Here is a 15,333-nt window from a genome sequence, read left to right as displayed (position 1 = left end):
CCGGACTCAGGCCTGCTCGGAGAGCAGCTTGCCGTCGGCGGTCTGGTAACCCTGCTTGAAGGCCGCGATCGCCTCGGTCAGGGCGTCGACGGTGCCGTCGGCCAGCAGACCGGTCTCGACGATGCCGGCCAGCAGGTCCTTGTGCTGCAGGCGCACGAAGTCCAGGAACTCGCGCTCGAAGCGGCGGATCTCGGCGACCGGGACGTCGTCCAGCTTGCCGGTGGTGCCGGCCCAGATGGAGACGACCTGCTCCTCGACCGGGAACGGCTGGTACTGACCCTGCTTCAGCAGCTCGACCATGCGCGCACCGCGCTCCAGCTGGGCCTTGGAGGCCGCGTCCAGGTCGGAACCGAAGCCGGCGAAGGCCTCCAGCTCACGGTACTGGGCGAGGTCCAGGCGCAGACGGCCGGCGACCGAGCGCATGGCCTTGATCTGGGCGGAGCCACCGACGCGGGAGACCGAGATACCGACGTTCACGGCCGGGCGGATGCCGGCGTTGAACAGGTCGGACTCCAGGAAGCACTGGCCGTCGGTGATCGAGATGACGTTGGTCGGGATGTACGCCGAGACGTCGTTGGCCTTGGTCTCGATGATCGGCAGACCGGTCATCGAGCCGCCGCCGAGGGCGTCGTTCAGCTTGGCGCAGCGCTCCAGCAGACGGGAGTGCAGGTAGAAGACGTCACCCGGGTAGGCCTCGCGGCCCGGCGGGCGGCGCAGCAGCAGGGAGACGGAGCGGTAGGCCTCGGCCTGCTTCGACAGGTCGTCGAAGATGATCAGGACGTGCTTGCCGTCGTACATCCACTCCTGGCCGATGGCCGAACCGGTGTACGGGGCGAGGTACTTGAAGCCGGCCGGGTCGGAGGCGGGAGCGGCCACGATGGTGGTGTACTCCAGCGCGCCGGCCTCCTCCAGGGCGCCGCGGACGGACGCGATGGTGGAGCCCTTCTGGCCCACGGCGACGTAGATGCAGCGGACCTGCTTCTCCGGGTCGCCCGAGCGCCAGTTGTCGCGCTGGTTGATGATCGTGTCGACGGCCACCGCGGTCTTGCCGGTCTGGCGGTCGCCGATGATCAGCTGGCGCTGGCCGCGGCCGATCGGGGTCATCGCGTCGATGGCCTTGATGCCGGTCTGCAGCGGCTGCTTGACCGACTTGCGGGCCATGACGCCGGGGGCCTGCAGCTCAAGGGCGCGGCGGCCGGTGGCGGCGATGTCGCCCAGGCCGTCGATCGGGTTGCCCAGCGGGTCCACGACGCGGCCGAGGTAGCCGTCGCCGACCGGAACCGAGAGGACCTCGCCCGTGCGGCGCACGGTCTGACCCTCTTCGATGCCGCCGAACTCACCGAGGACGACGACACCGATCTCGCGGGTGTCGAGGTTCAGCGCGAGGCCGAGCGTGCCGTCCTCGAACTTCAGCAGCTCGTTCGCCATGACCGAGGGCAGGCCCTCGACATGCGCGATGCCGTCCGCCGCGTCAGTGACCGTACCGACCTCTTCCACAGAAGCGGCGTCCGGCTGGTACGACTGGACAAAGTCGGCCAGCGCGTCCCGGATCTCCTCCGGACGGATCGTAAGCTCCGCCATCAGGCTTCCCTGCTCTCCTAGTTTGCGATCCTCGGCCCGCCATTGAGGGCCGCAAGTACTCGACTCTCGGCCGGGTCGTATGAACCGGCCGTACGTTTTGCCGACTCCTTGGGGAGCCGGTTTCCCGACCGAGGGTCGGATGTGCTGCTGGTTGCTCAGCCTTCGAGCGACTGGCGAGCGCCTTCGAGGCGGCTCGACACGGTGCCGTCGATGATCTCGTCGCCGATCTGCACCCGGACACCACCGACGACCTCGGGGTCGACGTCGATGTTCAGGTGGACCTGGCGGCCGTACATCCGGCCCAGAGCACCGGACAGGCGCTCCTTCTGGGCGTCCGACAGCGGCACCGCGCTGGTGACCAGGGCCACCATGCGGCCGCGGCGCGCGGCGGCGAGCTTCGAGTAGGACTCGAGGCCCTGCTCCAGGCTACGGCCACGCGGCGCGTTCACGAGGGCGGTGACCAGCCGGACGGTGCCGGCGTTGGTGCGGCCGCCGAGCAGCTTCTTGACCAGCTCGGACTTCGCGGCGGCGCCGGCCTTCGGCTCGGTCAGCGCGGCGCGCAGCTCGTGCGAACCGCTCACCACCCGGCCGAAGCGGAACAGCTCGTCCTCGACGTCGTCCAGGACGCCGGCCTTGTCCGCGGCGATGATCTCGGCGTACGCGGCGAGCTCCTCGGCCGCGTCCACCAGGTCGCGCGAGCCCGACCAGCGGGAGCGGACCAGGCCGGAGACCAGGTCCACGGTCTCGCCGGAGACCTGACCGGTCAGCAGCGAGGTGATCAGCTGGGCCTTGTCCTGGCCCGACCGGGACGGGTCGGTCAGGACTCGGCGCAGCGACACCTCACGGTCCAGTACGGCCGTGACGGCGGTGAGCTCCTCGGCGAGCTTGGCCGCGTCCACCGAGGTGGAATCGGTCAGGCTGTCCAGGTTCTGCCGACCGGCGGCAAGAGCCTCGCGGCTGGCGCCGATCACTTGGCCGCACCCTGAGCAACGGCCGCCTTGGCCTCCAGCTCGTCCAGGAAGCGGTCGATCACGCCGCTCTGGCGGGCGGAGTCCTCGAGGGACTCGCCCACGATGCGGGAAGCCAGCTGGGTGGCCAGCGAACCCACGTCCTGGCGCAGGGCGGCAGTCGCCTGCTTCTTGTCGGCTTCGATCTGCGCGTGACCGGCGGCGACGATGGCCTCGCGCTGACGCTGGCCCTCCTCGCGCATCTCGGCGAGCTGGGCGGCACCCTGCTCGCGAGCCTGCTCGACGATCCGGGCAGCCTCGTGGCGCGCCTCGGCAAGCTCGGCGCGGTACTGCTCAAGCAGGGCCTGGGCCTCGGCCTGAGCGGCCTCGGCGCGCTCCATGCCGCCTTCGATGGCGTCCCGGCGCTCCGACAGCACCTTCTCGATGCTGGGGAGGAGCTTCTTGCCGAGCAGACCGAAGACGATGAAGAAGCAGAGCAGGCCGATAACGATCTCGGGCGTGTTGGGGAGAAGAGGGTTCATCTTCTCCTCAGCCGCGAGCTGAGCCACGATGCTCATTTCTGGACCTTCCTCGAAAGGGTCTGCGGCAGGATTACTTGTTGCCGAAGACGAACGGCATGACGATGCCGATGAGGGCGAGCGCCTCGGTCAGCGCGAAGCCGATGAACATGTTGGAACGGATGAGACCGGCAGCCTCGGGCTGGCGGGCCATGGCCTGGACACCGTTACCGAAGATCAGACCGACGCCGATGCCGGGGCCGATGGCGGCGAGGCCGTAGCCGATGGAGGCGACGGAACCGTAGACAGTGCCCTCAGCGAGGATGCTCATTGACGTTGTCCTTTGCAGGGTGGTGAACCGGTGGTGATTGGCCACCGGGCGATCCGGGAGGTTGGTTCTTGGGCGGGGCCGAGGGCCCCGTGGCTCAGTGCGCCTCTTCCAGGGCACCGGCGATGTAGCTGCTGGCCAGCATCACGAAGATGTAGGCCTGCAGGAACTGGACCAGCAGCTCGAAGGCGGTCAGGGCGACGGCGACGACGAACGAGGCCGAGCCGTACAGCGCGCCCAGGGTCGGGCTGAGCAGGTACCAGGAGGCGATGGAGAACATCACGATCAGCAGGTGGCCGGCGAACATGTTCGCGAAGGCTCGGACCGCGAGCGTGAACGGGCGCACGAAGATGTTCGAGAAGAACTCGATCGGCACCAGGATGAACATGACCCAGCCGGGGATGCCCGAGGGCCAGCAGAGGTTCTTGAAACCGCCGACGAAGCCGTGCTTCTTGAAGGTCAGCGTCATGTAGGTGATCCACACGACGGCCGCGAGGCCGGCCGGGAACGCGATCGTCGCCGTCACGGGGTACTGCGCGAACGGGATGATCGACATGATGTTCATCAACCAGATGAAGAAGAACATCGAGACCAGCATCGGGACGTACTTCTCGCCCTTCTTGCCGATCGTCTCCAGCACGATGGAGCGCTTGACGAAGTCGTAGCCGATCTCACCGACCAGCTGCAGCTTGCCCGGGACCAGGCGCGGCTTCGCGAAGGCGGCCCAGAAGAACACGACGACCAGGAGCGCGACGACGATCGACAGCAGCATCGGCTTGTTGAAGTCGATGCCGCCGATCGAGAAGATCGGCTTGAACTGGAACTCGTTCAGGCCCGGGGCCGGGAAGCCGCAGCCAGCGTCCCCGAAGTGGCAACTGCCTGAGGCGAGCGAGGACGTGAGTTCAGCACTCACCGCGGACTCCTTCGTCGTGACGCATGGTTACGGCAACCTCGGTGTGTCGGCGTGGCCTGCGACCACGGAGCGGCACTGGAACTTGATGGGTTTCTCGCCGACCCCGCGCGACGGCTTGCTGCGCGACCGCGGGATCATCGAAGACTGCGCGGATCCGGGGGGCGATCCGTCCACTGTCCGGACAGACCTGGCCTCTTCCCGTACTCCGTTGTTGCGACGGACGATAGCAGCCCGTCAGTGCGGCATAAACACCGCCCCCCTCGTTGGGGGGACAGTCGGACCTCGTCACTGTTGACGACCCTTGTCGGAGGGCTTGTCGCCCTTGTTTTCCGAGGCGTCGGGGTCGACGTAGAACGTCTTGGCCTTGAGTGCGCCGCGCACCTGGAAGCCCGTCCAGATCAGGGCGCAGCCGAGCAGGGTGAAGGCGAAGGCCTGCCGGTTGAACAGCTCGGTGTTCTTGAAGACCGCCAGGACGATGCCCACCAGCAGGATCTGGGTGGTGTACACCAGCAGCGCCGCAGCCATCATGATCTGCGGGTTGGACCTGGTCAGCCGGTCGAGCGCGATCTGGCCGAAGCTGAAGAAGGCCATCACGAGCAGGGCGCCGAAGAGTGCGCCGAGCAGGCCCTTCCCGCCGGCGACGGCGAAGGAGATCGCCATGGCGATGATCCCGGCGACCGCAGTGGGAATCGCGGCGCCTCGGAGGATCCGGGCGTCGGTGGACGGCATGTCGGCAGCTCCGGCGGCATGTCGATGTGGCGGGGGACGGGCACAGATGAAGGCGGGGTGTCACCGACCGAGTGACCGCCGCCGGGCCGCCCGCGAGTGCGGCGGGCCCGTCGAGGGAGACCGAGCAGGGACGGAGTCATCCACCTGTCAGGTCTTTCGGCGTGTTCTCGGTACTCGTGAACGGTATCACAAACTATTTGATGAGAGCTTTACCATGAATGTGTGGCTCCTGTCACACCGACGGCCCAGCGATTCCGCCGTACGGGTGAGCCCATTTGACTTACCGTCAACTCCCAGGTCAACGGCGGCCGGTGGCCTTGTGGTGGTCGGAGGGCACGGACGCACCCCGGCTGACTTCACCCAGAAGTTGCTTGTCCTTCGCCGACAGTTCGGCCATCGGGGCGGTGGACGCCCGCCGCCGGTACCGGGGAGGGACGAAGGACTGCACGGACCGGGGGGCCCGCGGACGGAACCGCGGGGTCAGCAACACCACCAGGCCGACCAGGCAGAGCCCGGCGAGGGTCAGCACCACCGTGCGGCCGGTGTTGGTCACCGAGAAGGCGACCGTGCCGAAGGCGATCAGCGCGGCCCAGAAGTACATGATCAGTACGGCGCGGCTGTGCGAGTGCCCGACCTGGAGCAGCCGGTGGTGCAGGTGACGCTTGTCGGCGGCGAACGGGGACTGGCCGGCCCAGGTGCGGCGCACCACCGCGAGCAGCAGGTCGGCCAGCGGCAGCGCGATGACCGTCAGCGGCAGCAGCAGCGGGATGTAGATCGGCACCAGGGTGTGCACGGTGGCGGTCTGCGAACCGGTCTCGCTGTTGATCAGGTCCGGGTCGACCCGGCCGGTGATCGAGATCGCGGCGACGGCCAGCATCAGGCCCAGCATCATCGAGCCGGAGTCGCCCATGAAGATCCGCGCGGGGTGCATGTTGTGCGCCAGGAAGCCCAGGCACATGCCGATCAGCAGCACGCTGAACAGCACTGCGGGGGCCGCGTCGGTGATCGCGTAGCCGTACCAGAGCCGGTAGCTGTACAGGAAGAACGCCATCGCGGCGATGCAGACCATGCCGCCCGCCAGGCCGTCCAGACCGTCGATGAAGTTCACCGCGTTGACCATGACGACGACCAGGGTGACCGAGATGACCATGCCCTGGGTCGGGCTCACCGCGACCGAGCCGACGCCGGGCACCGGGAGGCTGATCACCGTGACGCCCTGCCAGACCATCACGCCGGCGGCGATCATCTGGCCGCCCAGCTTCACCAGGGCGTCCACGCCCCACTTGTCGTCCAGCACGCCCAGCAGGAACATGATCCCGGCGCCGGACAGCAGCGCGCGGATGTCACTGCCGCCGTTGAACACCTTGCTCAGGTTGTCCAGCTGCGAGGCGACCAGGATGCCCGCGCACAGTCCGCCGAACATCGCGATGCCGCCGAGCCGCGGAGTGGGCTCGCGGTGCACGTCGCGGGCGCGGACCGGGGGCATCGCGCCCGCCGCGATGGCGAACTTCCGCACCGGGCCGGTCAGCAGGTAGGTGACGGCGGCGGTGCAGAACAGCACCAGCAGATACTCACGCACCACTGGCCTCCTGCATCACTGTCGAACGGGGAGGTACCGAAGGTACTCCCCTGCCTTCCCGGGGTTCGAGGTGCGTCGCCACGGCACACACCTTATTGAGTCGGACGCCCGGGGTGTGCATCGCGGTTCGCTCTCCCGGGTAAGAGATCCCGATACCCGTGGCCGTTTCCCCTCTCAGCCGCGCCGGGCGAACGCCGCCGCCAGCTCCCGGACCCGCTCCCCGACCGGCCCCGGCGCCTCCCCGGACAGCAGCCGGGCGATCAGCGCGGCGATCTCGGTCAGCTCCGGCACGCCCATCCCCTGGGTGGTCACGGTGCCGGTGCCCAGCCGGATTCCGGACGCCTCGGCGACCGGTGCCGGGTCGTACGGCAGTGCGCACTTGCCGAGCAGCAGCCCGGCCGCGGCGCAGCGCCGTTCGGCCTCCGCGCCGGTCACGCCGAGCGGGCTCACGTCGACGGTCACCAGGTGGGTGTCGGTGCCGCCCGTCAGAGGGCGCATATCGGCCTCTGCGAGCCCCCTGGCGAGCGTCCGCGCCCCGGACACCGTCCGCTCCGCGTACGCCCGGTACGCGGGCGTCCCGGCCTCCGCGAGGGCCACCGCCTTCCCGGCCACCTCGTTCATCGCCGCGCCGCCCTGGGTGAACGGGAACACCGCGCGGTCGATCCGCTCGGCCAGCTCCGCGGTGGACAGCAGCAGGCCCCCGCGCGGGCCGCGCAGAAGTTTGTGGGTGGCCGCCACGGTGACGTCCGCGTACGGCACCGGTGAGGGCGCCACCCCAGCCGCCACCAGACCGGTGGTCTGCGCGACGGAGGCGATCAGGTAGGCGTCCACCTCGTCGGCGATCTCCCGGAAGGCCTCCCAGTCCGGGTGCCGGGGGTGGGAGATCGACCCCGCGACGATGGCCTTGGGGCGGTGCAGCCGGGCCAGCTCGCGCACCTGGTCGAGGTCGATCAGGCCGTCGGCCTCGCGCACGCCGTAGCCGGTGAAGTCGAACCAGCGGCCGGAGAAGTTCGCCCGCGAGCCGCAGCTGAGGTGGCCGCCGTGCTCCAGCGACATCGCCAGCACCCCGTCACCGGGCCGCAGTAGCGCCGCGTAGGCCGCCAGCATCGCCGAAGTCGCCGACCTGGGCTGGACGTTGGCGTGCGGCGCGGAGAACAGTTGGCGCGCCCGGTCGATCGCCAGCAGCTCCGCGGCGTCGGCCAGCGCGCAGCCGGTGTGGTGCCGGCGGCCGGGGTACCCCTCGGCGTACTTGTCGATCAGCGGCCCGGTCAGCGCCGCCAGGACGGCCGGGCTGGTCAGGTTCTCACCCGCCAGCAGCTGGATCGTCTCGGCGCGCCGCTCGGCCTCGGCGGCCAGCAGGTCGGCGATCTGCGGGTCCGCCCGGTGCAGCGCCTCGGACGCCCACGGGCGTCCCGTCGTCGTGGTCGGGGCGGTCGAGCCGGTCGCGGCATCGGTGACGGTCATGGCGGGGCTCCCGGGCGCTGCAGGGACGGTCCACCCAGCGTAGGACCGTCTCGGCCGCCCGGCTCGGCAGCGCAGGGCCGTTCGGCCCCCGGGGCCGGTGCCCGTACGCCCGTCAGTGCGGTGCTCGGACTCCGGTCGGACGCCGGTCGGTGCGGTGCTCGGACTCCGGTCGGACGCCGGTCAGTGCGGTGCTCGGACTCCGGTGAGCGCGGTGACCACCGGGTCGACCGCGTGGAATATCTCCTCGCCACAGTTGCGGAACATGCCGATCGGGCCCCGTACGGGTCGTCCACCTCGTCGGACTCCGGGGTCGCGGCCAGCAGCCAGCCGCGCAGCGCGGCGGCCGCCCGGACCAGGGCGCGGGCGCGCTCGGTGACGTCGGCGCCGCGGCGCGGGTCGGGCAGGGTGCCCGGGTCGATCGTCCGCACCAGCCGGGTGAACTCCTTCATCGTGAAGGTGCGCAGCCCCGCCTCGTGGCCCATCGAGATCACCTGGGCGCGGTGGTCCAGGGTCGCGGTGAGCACCAGGTCGGCCTCGACCACGTGCTCGTCCAGCAGCTCCCGGCCGGTGAAGCCGCCGCTGTCGGCGCCGTACTCGTTGAGCACGGTCGCGGCGTGGTCCTCCATCGGCGCGCCCACGTGGCCCCAGGTGCCGGCGCTCTCGACCAGGATCCGCCCGGCCACCCGGGGGCTGAGCCGGGTGTCCAGCTCACGCCGGGTGAGCCGCTCGGCGATCGGCGAGCGGCAGATGTTCCCGGTGCAGACGAACAGGATCCGGAAGTGGTCCAGCGGCCTGGGGCCCACGCTCAGGTACGGCGCTATGCCGAGCCCGTCGTGGAGCGAGGCGGTGGGCGTCAACTTCCGGCCTCCAGGTCGGGGACGACCTCCCTCAGCTGCTCGATGCTGATCGCGCCCGCCCGCAGCAGGACCGGCACCTTGCCGGTGACGTCGACGATCGACGAGGCGGTGGCGTGGTCTGCCTTCCCGCCGTCCAGGTAGACCGAGACGGCGTCGCCGAGCTGGGCCTGTGCCTCGTCGCAGGTCGCCGGGGACGGCCCGCCGGTCTTGTTGGCGCTGGAGACGGCGAGCGGGCCGGTGGTGTTCAGCAGCTCGATGGCGACCGGGTGCAGCGGCATCCGGACCGCGACGGTGCCGCGGGTCTCGCCGAGGTCCCAGCGCAGCGAGGGCTGGTGCCGTGCGACCAGGGTGAGGCCGCCGGGCCAGAAGGCGTCGACCAGCTCCCAGGCCTGCTCGGAGAAGTCGGTGACCAGGCCGTGCAGGGTGGTCGGCGAGCCGACCAGGACGGGCGAGGGCATGTTGCGGCCGCGGCCCTTGGCGGCCAGCAGCTCGCCGACGGCCTCCGGGGAGAAGGCGTCCGCGCCGACGCCGTAGAGGGTGTCGGTGGGCAGCACGACGAGTTCGCCGCGGCGGATGGCCGAGGCGGCCTCGCGCAGGCCGGTGGCGCGGTCCCCGGCGTCGGCACAGTCGTATCGGCGGCTCATCGGTGCGGTCCCCTTCCGGAATGGCTCATGACGTTCACGGCGGTGCTCACGGCACGGCCGTGCGCGCAGCCGTGCTGTGCTCGACCGTTCGCGACCCGACCCTTCGGGCGGTCGTGCTGTGCTCGACCGTTCACAACCCGACCCTTCGGGCGGTCGTGCTGTGCTCGACCGTTCACAACCCGACCCTTCGGGCGGTTGTGCTGTGCTCGACCGTTCACAACCCGACCCTTCGGGCGGTTGTGAAGCGCGGCCGGTTGTTCAGGTCGCGGTGGTCGGCGGTGTCCGTCCAGCCGCGTTCCTCGTTGAAGATCCACGGCACCTGGCCGCCCTGCTGGTCGGCGTGCTCGATCACCACCGCGCCGCCCGGGCGCAGCAGCCGGGCGGCGACCCGCTCGATGCCGCGGATGGTGTCCAGGCCGTCCTCGCCGGAGAACAGGGACATCTGCGGGTCGTGGTCGCGGGCCTCGGGCGCGACGTACTCCCACTCGGTGAGCGGGATGTACGGCGGGTTGGAGATGACCAGGTCGAAGCGGCCGTCCCAGGAGCGGTCGTCCTCGAAGGCCTTGGTGGCGTCCCCGGCGTGCAGGGTGACCCTGGCCCGGTCCGGGCTGGCCTCGATGTTGCGCCGGGTGTACTCCAGCGCCCCCTCGTCGAGTTCGAAGGCGTGCACGGTGGAGCGCGGCAGTTCCTGGGCCAGGGCGAGCGCGATGGCGCCGGAGCCGGAGCACAGGTCGACCACCAGCGGCTCGGCGACGTCCATGTCGCGCACCGCGTCTATCGCCCACTCGACCACCGACTCGGTCTCCGGCCGGGGCACGAACACCCCGGGGCCGACCTCCAGTTCGAGGTAGCGGAAGAACGCCCGCCCGGTGATGTGCTGCAGCGGCTCGCGCGCCTCGCGGCGCGAGACCGCCTCCCAGTAGCGGGCGTCGAAGTCGGCGTCCTTCACCGTGTGCAGCTGGCTGCGCTTGACGTGGTGGACGTAGGCGGCGAGTTCCTCCGCGTCGAAGCGCGGCGACGGCACGCCGGCCGCGGCCAACCGCTGGGTGGCCTGGGCCACCTCGGCGAGCAGCAGGTTCATCCGTACGACCTCTTGTTTCTGCGCTCCGGCTTCAGGCTTGCGTCGGGCTGGGGCGCGCCGGTCTCAGTTCTCTTGGGCCGCGGCGAGCTTGGCCGCCGCGTCCTTGTCGACGCAGGACTGGATCACCGCGTTCAGCTCGCCGTCCAGGACCTGGTCCAGGTTGTACGCCTTGAACCCCGTGCGGTGGTCCGAGATGCGGTTCTCCGGGTAGTTGTACGTCCGGATGCGCTCCGAGCGGTCCACCGTGCGGACCTGGCTGCGGCGCGCGTCGGAGGCCTCGCGCTCGGCCTCCTCCTGCGCGGCGGCCAGCAGGCGCGAACGCAGGATGCGCATCGCCTGCTCCTTGTTCTGCAGCTGGCTCTTCTCGTTCTGGCAGGACGCCACGATACCGGTCGGCAGGTGGGTGATCCGGACCGCGGAGTCGGTGGTGTTGACCGACTGGCCGCCGGGGCCGGAGGAGCGGTAGACGTCGATCCGCAGGTCGTTGGCGAGGATCTCGACCTCGACCTCCTCCGCCTCCGGGGTGACCAGCACGCCGGCCGCGGAGGTGTGGATGCGGCCCTGGGACTCGGTGGCGGGGACGCGCTGCACGCGGTGCACGCCGCCCTCGTACTTCAGCCGGGCCCAGACGCCCTGGCCGGGCTCGGCGTTGCCCTTGGTCTTCACGGCCACCGAGACGTCCTTGTAGCCGCCGAGGTCGGACTCGTTGGAGTCGATGATCTCGGTCTTCCAGCCGACCCGCTCCGCGTAGCGCAGGTACATCCGGAGCAGGTCGCCGGCGAACAGCGCGGACTCCTCGCCGCCCTCGCCCGCCTTGATCTCCAGGATGACGTCCTTGTCGTCGCTCGGGTCGCGCGGGACCAGCAGCAGCCGCAGTTCCTCGGTCAGCTCCTCGCGGCGGGCCTCGGAGTCCTTCACCTCGGAGATGAACTCCGGGTCCTCGGCGGCGAGTTCGCGCGCGGCCTCGATGTCCTCGCCGGCCTGTCGCCACTGCCGGTAGACCCGGGTGATGGGGGTCAGTTCGGCGTACCGCTTGGCCAGCTTGCGGGCGTTGTTCTGGTCGGCGTGGACGGACGGGTCGGCCAGCCTCTTCTCGAGGTCGGCGTGCTCGACGAGGAGCTCTTCGACTGCCTCGAACATGGGGTGGCCTTCTTCCCGGGGAATCGGAACGTGTGGGGGGTTCGGAACGGTGGAGCCGTGGACCGCGCGCTGGGACGCGAACGGCGCCGGTCCCCGGCGCCCCCGACAACGAGTCCGGGGGCACCGGGAACCGGCGCCGAGGGAGCGCTAGGCCTTCGCGCTGTGCTGCTTGCCGAAGCGGGCCTCGAAGCGGGCCACGCGGCCACCGGTGTCGAGGATCTTCTGCTTGCCGGTGTAGAACGGGTGGCACTGCGAGCAGACCTCGGCGCGGATCTCGCCGCTGGTCTCGGTCGAGCGGGTGGTGAACTCGGCGCCGCAGGTGCAGGTCACGCGGGTGACCACGTACTCCGGGTGAACGTTGGACTTCAAGGGGTTCTCCTAGTTTTCGGGAGGGCACCGGGTCGGCGGCTGGGAGTGCCGCACGTGAACCGGGACCGACGGACCAGTCTGCCAGGACCGGCCGCATCTTCCCAAACCGGGTCCCGTTCCGGGATATTCCGGGCGCCGCCCGGCGGGTGGTTCAGCGGCCGGCCGAGGCCTTGGCGGTGGACTTCGGAGCGGGCTTCGGGACAGGGTGCGCCGCGGGGGCGGTGGCGGCGCCGGACTCCGCGGGGGCCGTCTGGGCGGGGTTCTCCGGCTGGGCGGACAGGACCACCTGCGGGACCGGCTGGTCGGCCCTGAGCGCCGCCCAGACGTTTCCGGCCTGCGGCTGCTGCTCGACCACCCGGTTGGCGTCGGTGGGGGCCGTCGTCACCGGCAGGGTGACCATGGTCAACTGGTCCGGCCCGATCCCCTTGAGTTCCCGCACCAGCCCCACCAGGGAGTTCACCGAGCCGAGCGCGGAGTCGGTGGTGACGCTCTTCGTCATGGTGTCGCCGATCGACCACAGCTTGACCGGGTCGGAGAACAGTCCCGTCCCGCCGGCCTGCTGGAGCAGCGACTTGACCATCTGCTTCTGCAGCTCGATCCGGCCGAGGTCGCTGCCGTCGCCGACGCCGTGCCGGGTGCGCACGAAGGCCAGCGCCTGCTGGCCGTCGAGGTGGTGCTCACCGGCGGGCAGGTCGAGCCCGCTGTCCTTGTCGTGGATGGCCACCGCGGTGGTCACGGTGGCCCCGCCTATCGCGTCCACGACCCGGGCGAAGCCGGCGAAGTCCACCTGGAGGTAGTGGTCCATCCGCAGCCCGGTGAGCTGCTCGGTGGCCTTGACCGCGCAGGCCGCGCCACCGCTCTCGAAGGCGCTGTTGTACATGGCGCGCTTGACGGCCGGAACGGCCTTGCCGGCGCTGTCCGTGCACTGCGGGCGGTCGACCAGGGTGTCGCGCGGGATCGAGACGATCGAGGCCCGGGAGTGGTCCTGGCTGATGTGCACCACCATCGCGGTGTCGGAGCGGGCGGAGTCGCCGGTGGCCCCGCCGGCCAGGTCGCCGTTCTCGCCGACCCGCGAGTCGGAGCCCAGCACCAGGATGTTGAAGGAGCCGTCGGTGGCGGCCGGGGGCCGGGCGTCGCCGAGGCGGGAGTCGATGTCGACGCTCTTGATGTTGCCGTTGAGCTTCAGGTACGCCCACCCGGCCGCTCCGCCGCCGAGGACGACGAGCGCGACGAACGCGCAGGCGGCCACCCGCAGGACCTTGCGGCGGCGACTGGGGACCCTCTTGTGCTCGGCCATACGGTCCAGAGTAAATCGGACAAGAAGATCGAATAGCCCCAAGTCGTCCCAACTCTGGAACAAAGCGCCCGGAACGCACGGAACCCCGGACCGCTCGCGCGATCCGGGGTTCCGTGCTCGACCAGCCGTCCGACTACGGTCAGTCGCCGGAGCCGGGGGTGGTCTTGGCGATCTGCATCAGGAACTCGGCGTTGCTCTTGGTCTGCTTCATCTTGTCCAGGAGCAGCTCGATCGCCTGCTGCGAGTCGAGCGCGTGCAGCACCCGGCGCAGCTTCCAGACGATGGCCAACTCCTCGCTGCCGAGCAGGATCTCCTCCTTGCGGGTGCTGGAGGCGTCCACGTCGACGGCCGGGAAGATGCGCTTGTCCGAGAGCTTCCGGTCGAGCTTGAGCTCCATGTTGCCGGTGCCCTTGAACTCCTCGAAGATCACCTCGTCCATGCGCGAGCCGGTCTCGACCAGCGCGGTGGCCAGGATGGTCAGCGAGCCGCCGTTCTCGATGTTGCGCGCGGCACCGAAGAACTTCTTCGGCGGGTACAGCGCGGTCGAGTCGACACCACCGGACAGGATGCGGCCGGAGGCCGGGGCCGCCAGGTTGTAGGCGCGGCCCAGGCGGGTGATCGAGTCCAGCAGGATGACCACGTCGTGGCCCAGCTCCACCAGGCGCTTGGCGCGCTCGATGGCCAGCTCGGCGACGGTGGTGTGGTCCTCGGCCGGGCGGTCGAAGGTCGAGGAGATGACCTCGCCCTTCACCGACCGCTGCATGTCGGTGACCTCTTCCGGACGCTCGTCGACCAGGACGACCATCAGGTGGCACTCGGGGTTGTTGTGGGTGATCGCGTTGGCGACCGCCTGCAGCACCATGGTCTTGCCGGTCTTCGGCGGCGCCACGATCAGACCGCGCTGGCCCTTGCCGATCGGCGACACCAGGTCGATGATCCGGGTGGTCAGCACGCCCGGGTCGGTCTCCAGGCGCAGCCGCTCCTGCGGGTAGAGCGGGGTGAGCTTGTTGAACTCGGGGCGGCCGCGGCCGGTCTCCGGGTCCATGCCGTTGACGGAGTCCAGCCGCACCATGGCGTTGAACTTCTCGCGGCGCTCGCCCTCGCGCGGCTGGCGCACCGCACCGGTGATGGCGTCGCCCTTGCGCAGGCCGTTCTTGCGGACCTGGGCGAGCGAGACGTAGACGTCGTTCTGGCCCGGCAGGTAGCCGGAGGTACGCACGAACGCGTAGTTGTCGAGGATGTCGAGGATGCCCGCGACCGGGATCAGGACGTCGTCCTCGCCGATCTGCGGCTCGACGGCGCCGGTCTCGAAGCCCTCGCGGCCGCGACGGCCCCGGCGGTCCCGGTAGCGGCCGCGACGGCCCCGGCGGCCCTCGCCGAACTCGTCGTCGTCGTAGCCGCCCTGCTGGGCCTGCGGCTGCTGGACCTGCTGGCCGCCCTCGCGGCGCTGCTGGCCGTCGCCCTGGCCCTGCTGCTGGCCCTGCTGGCCGCCCTGGCGGTCGGCGCGCTCGCGGCGGTTGCGGCGGTCGCGGCGGGACTCGCGCCCCTCGCCGTCCTGCCCGGCCTGGGCCTCGGCGCCGTCCTGGCGCTCGGTGCGCTCGGTGCGCTCGCCCGACTCGCGGCGGTCACGGCGCTCGCGGCGGTCACGACGGGTCTCACGACCCTCCTCGCGGCCCTCGAAGCCGCGGGTCTCGGCCGGACGCTCGGCCTGCTTGGGCTCGGCCACCGCGACGGTGGCGGCCTCGGCGCCGGCCTCGGCGGCCGGGGCGGTGGGGGCGTCGGCGTCGGGGTGTGGCACGGCGCGATGGTCTTGGTCTCGTCGACGTTCCAGCCCTTCTCGGCCGGGGTCTCGGTGGTCTTCACCACCAGGTGCGCCGTGACCGGGG

Annotated in this window: 14 protein-coding genes and 1 pseudogene; all 15 read right to left on the bottom strand. The window is 70.5% G+C overall.

Going from position 1 to position 15,333, the window contains the following annotated elements; translation table 11 throughout:
- Nucleotides 1-6: 6 nt before the first annotated feature.
- A complete protein-coding gene (gene atpA, locus HS99_RS15510; protein WP_030282052.1) occupies nucleotides 7-1,581 on the bottom strand; it encodes a F0F1 ATP synthase subunit alpha in 1,575 nt (524 codons plus the stop codon).
- 155 nt (nucleotides 1,582-1,736) lie between these two features.
- Entirely contained in the window at nucleotides 1,737-2,552 is an 816-nt protein-coding gene (locus HS99_RS15505) for a F0F1 ATP synthase subunit delta (protein WP_030282055.1), read from the bottom strand.
- Nucleotides 2,549-3,106, bottom strand: a complete 558-nt coding sequence (locus HS99_RS15500) for a F0F1 ATP synthase subunit B (RefSeq protein WP_030282057.1) — start codon at nucleotides 3,104-3,106, stop codon at nucleotides 2,549-2,551. The genes HS99_RS15505 and HS99_RS15500 overlap by 4 nt, the downstream gene beginning before the upstream one ends.
- A gap of 34 nt (nucleotides 3,107-3,140) precedes the next feature.
- Nucleotides 3,141-3,377 (bottom strand): ATP synthase F0 subunit C, encoded by a 237-nt coding sequence (gene atpE / locus HS99_RS15495; RefSeq protein ID WP_030282059.1) that lies wholly within the window; start codon nucleotides 3,375-3,377, stop codon nucleotides 3,141-3,143.
- Nucleotides 3,378-3,471: 94 nt separating this feature from the next.
- A complete protein-coding gene (gene atpB, locus HS99_RS15490; RefSeq protein ID WP_030282062.1) occupies nucleotides 3,472-4,287 on the bottom strand; it encodes a F0F1 ATP synthase subunit A in 816 nt (271 codons plus the stop codon).
- Nucleotides 4,288-4,572: 285 nt separating this feature from the next.
- Nucleotides 4,573-5,016 carry a Cg1360 family ATP-synthase-associated protein gene (locus HS99_RS15485; RefSeq protein WP_030282065.1) on the bottom strand — a complete coding sequence of 148 codons (444 nt, stop codon included), beginning with the start codon at nucleotides 5,014-5,016 and terminating at the stop codon, nucleotides 4,573-4,575.
- Nucleotides 5,017-5,314: 298 nt separating this feature from the next.
- The gene (locus tag HS99_RS15480) at nucleotides 5,315-6,595 is read right to left on the bottom strand and encodes an MraY family glycosyltransferase (protein WP_046386195.1); all 1,281 of its coding nucleotides are present in this window, start codon (nucleotides 6,593-6,595) and stop codon (nucleotides 5,315-5,317) included.
- Between the two features lie 174 nt (nucleotides 6,596-6,769).
- Nucleotides 6,770-8,059 carry a serine hydroxymethyltransferase gene (glyA, locus tag HS99_RS15475; protein WP_030282069.1) on the bottom strand — a complete coding sequence of 430 codons (1,290 nt, stop codon included), beginning with the start codon at nucleotides 8,057-8,059 and terminating at the stop codon, nucleotides 6,770-6,772.
- A gap of 180 nt (nucleotides 8,060-8,239) precedes the next feature.
- Nucleotides 8,240-8,880, bottom strand: a pseudogene (locus tag HS99_RS15470) (arsenate reductase/protein-tyrosine-phosphatase family protein).
- 32 nt (nucleotides 8,881-8,912) lie between these two features.
- Complete coding sequence (locus HS99_RS15465) at nucleotides 8,913-9,560, bottom strand: L-threonylcarbamoyladenylate synthase (protein ID WP_030282075.1); 648 nt, start codon at nucleotides 9,558-9,560, stop codon at nucleotides 8,913-8,915.
- A gap of 214 nt (nucleotides 9,561-9,774) precedes the next feature.
- A complete protein-coding gene (gene prmC, locus HS99_RS15460; protein ID WP_030282077.1) occupies nucleotides 9,775-10,641 on the bottom strand; it encodes a peptide chain release factor N(5)-glutamine methyltransferase in 867 nt (288 codons plus the stop codon).
- 63 nt (nucleotides 10,642-10,704) lie between these two features.
- The gene (prfA, locus tag HS99_RS15455) at nucleotides 10,705-11,781 is read right to left on the bottom strand and encodes a peptide chain release factor 1 (protein WP_030282079.1); all 1,077 of its coding nucleotides are present in this window, start codon (nucleotides 11,779-11,781) and stop codon (nucleotides 10,705-10,707) included.
- Between the two features lie 147 nt (nucleotides 11,782-11,928).
- Entirely contained in the window at nucleotides 11,929-12,150 is a 222-nt protein-coding gene (rpmE, locus tag HS99_RS15450) for a 50S ribosomal protein L31 (protein ID WP_030235761.1), read from the bottom strand.
- A gap of 151 nt (nucleotides 12,151-12,301) precedes the next feature.
- On the bottom strand, nucleotides 12,302-13,447 hold the full coding sequence (locus tag HS99_RS15445) for an LCP family glycopolymer transferase (RefSeq protein WP_046386194.1): 1,146 nt from the start codon (nucleotides 13,445-13,447) through the stop codon (nucleotides 12,302-12,304).
- A 139-nt stretch (nucleotides 13,448-13,586) separates the two neighbouring features.
- On the bottom strand, nucleotides 13,587-15,333 hold a 1,747-nt coding region (rho, locus tag HS99_RS15440), incomplete at its 5' end, for a transcription termination factor Rho (protein ID WP_170066668.1).

The sequence above is a fragment of the Kitasatospora aureofaciens genome (assembly GCF_001188955.3).
In the GTDB taxonomy this organism is placed as follows: domain Bacteria; phylum Actinomycetota; class Actinomycetes; order Streptomycetales; family Streptomycetaceae; genus Kitasatospora; species Kitasatospora aureofaciens.
The sequence above is the reverse complement of the archived record's forward strand: the minus strand, read 5'-3'. Positions and strand labels throughout refer to the sequence as shown.

Bases quoted from the DNA above. Each gene is read 5' to 3' on its own strand.
- prmC (WP_030282077.1), bottom strand. From the start codon at position 10,641: ATGAACCTGCTGCTCGCCGAGGTGGCCCAGGCCACCCAGCGGTTGGCC.
- atpA (WP_030282052.1), bottom strand. From the start codon at position 1,581: ATGGCGGAGCTTACGATCCGTCCGGAGGAGATCCGGGACGCGCTGGCC.
- HS99_RS15500 (WP_030282057.1), bottom strand. From the start codon at position 3,106: ATGAGCATCGTGGCTCAGCTCGCGGCTGAGGAGAAGATGAACCCTCTT.
- HS99_RS15485 (WP_030282065.1), bottom strand. From the start codon at position 5,016: ATGCCGTCCACCGACGCCCGGATCCTCCGAGGCGCCGCGATTCCCACT.
- HS99_RS15445 (WP_046386194.1), bottom strand. From the start codon at position 13,447: ATGGCCGAGCACAAGAGGGTCCCCAGTCGCCGCCGCAAGGTCCTGCGG.
- glyA (WP_030282069.1), bottom strand. From the start codon at position 8,059: ATGACCGTCACCGATGCCGCGACCGGCTCGACCGCCCCGACCACGACG.
- atpE (WP_030282059.1), bottom strand. From the start codon at position 3,377: ATGAGCATCCTCGCTGAGGGCACTGTCTACGGTTCCGTCGCCTCCATC.
- prfA (WP_030282079.1), bottom strand. From the start codon at position 11,781: ATGTTCGAGGCAGTCGAAGAGCTCCTCGTCGAGCACGCCGACCTCGAG.
- HS99_RS15465 (WP_030282075.1), bottom strand. From the start codon at position 9,560: ATGAGCCGCCGATACGACTGTGCCGACGCCGGGGACCGCGCCACCGGC.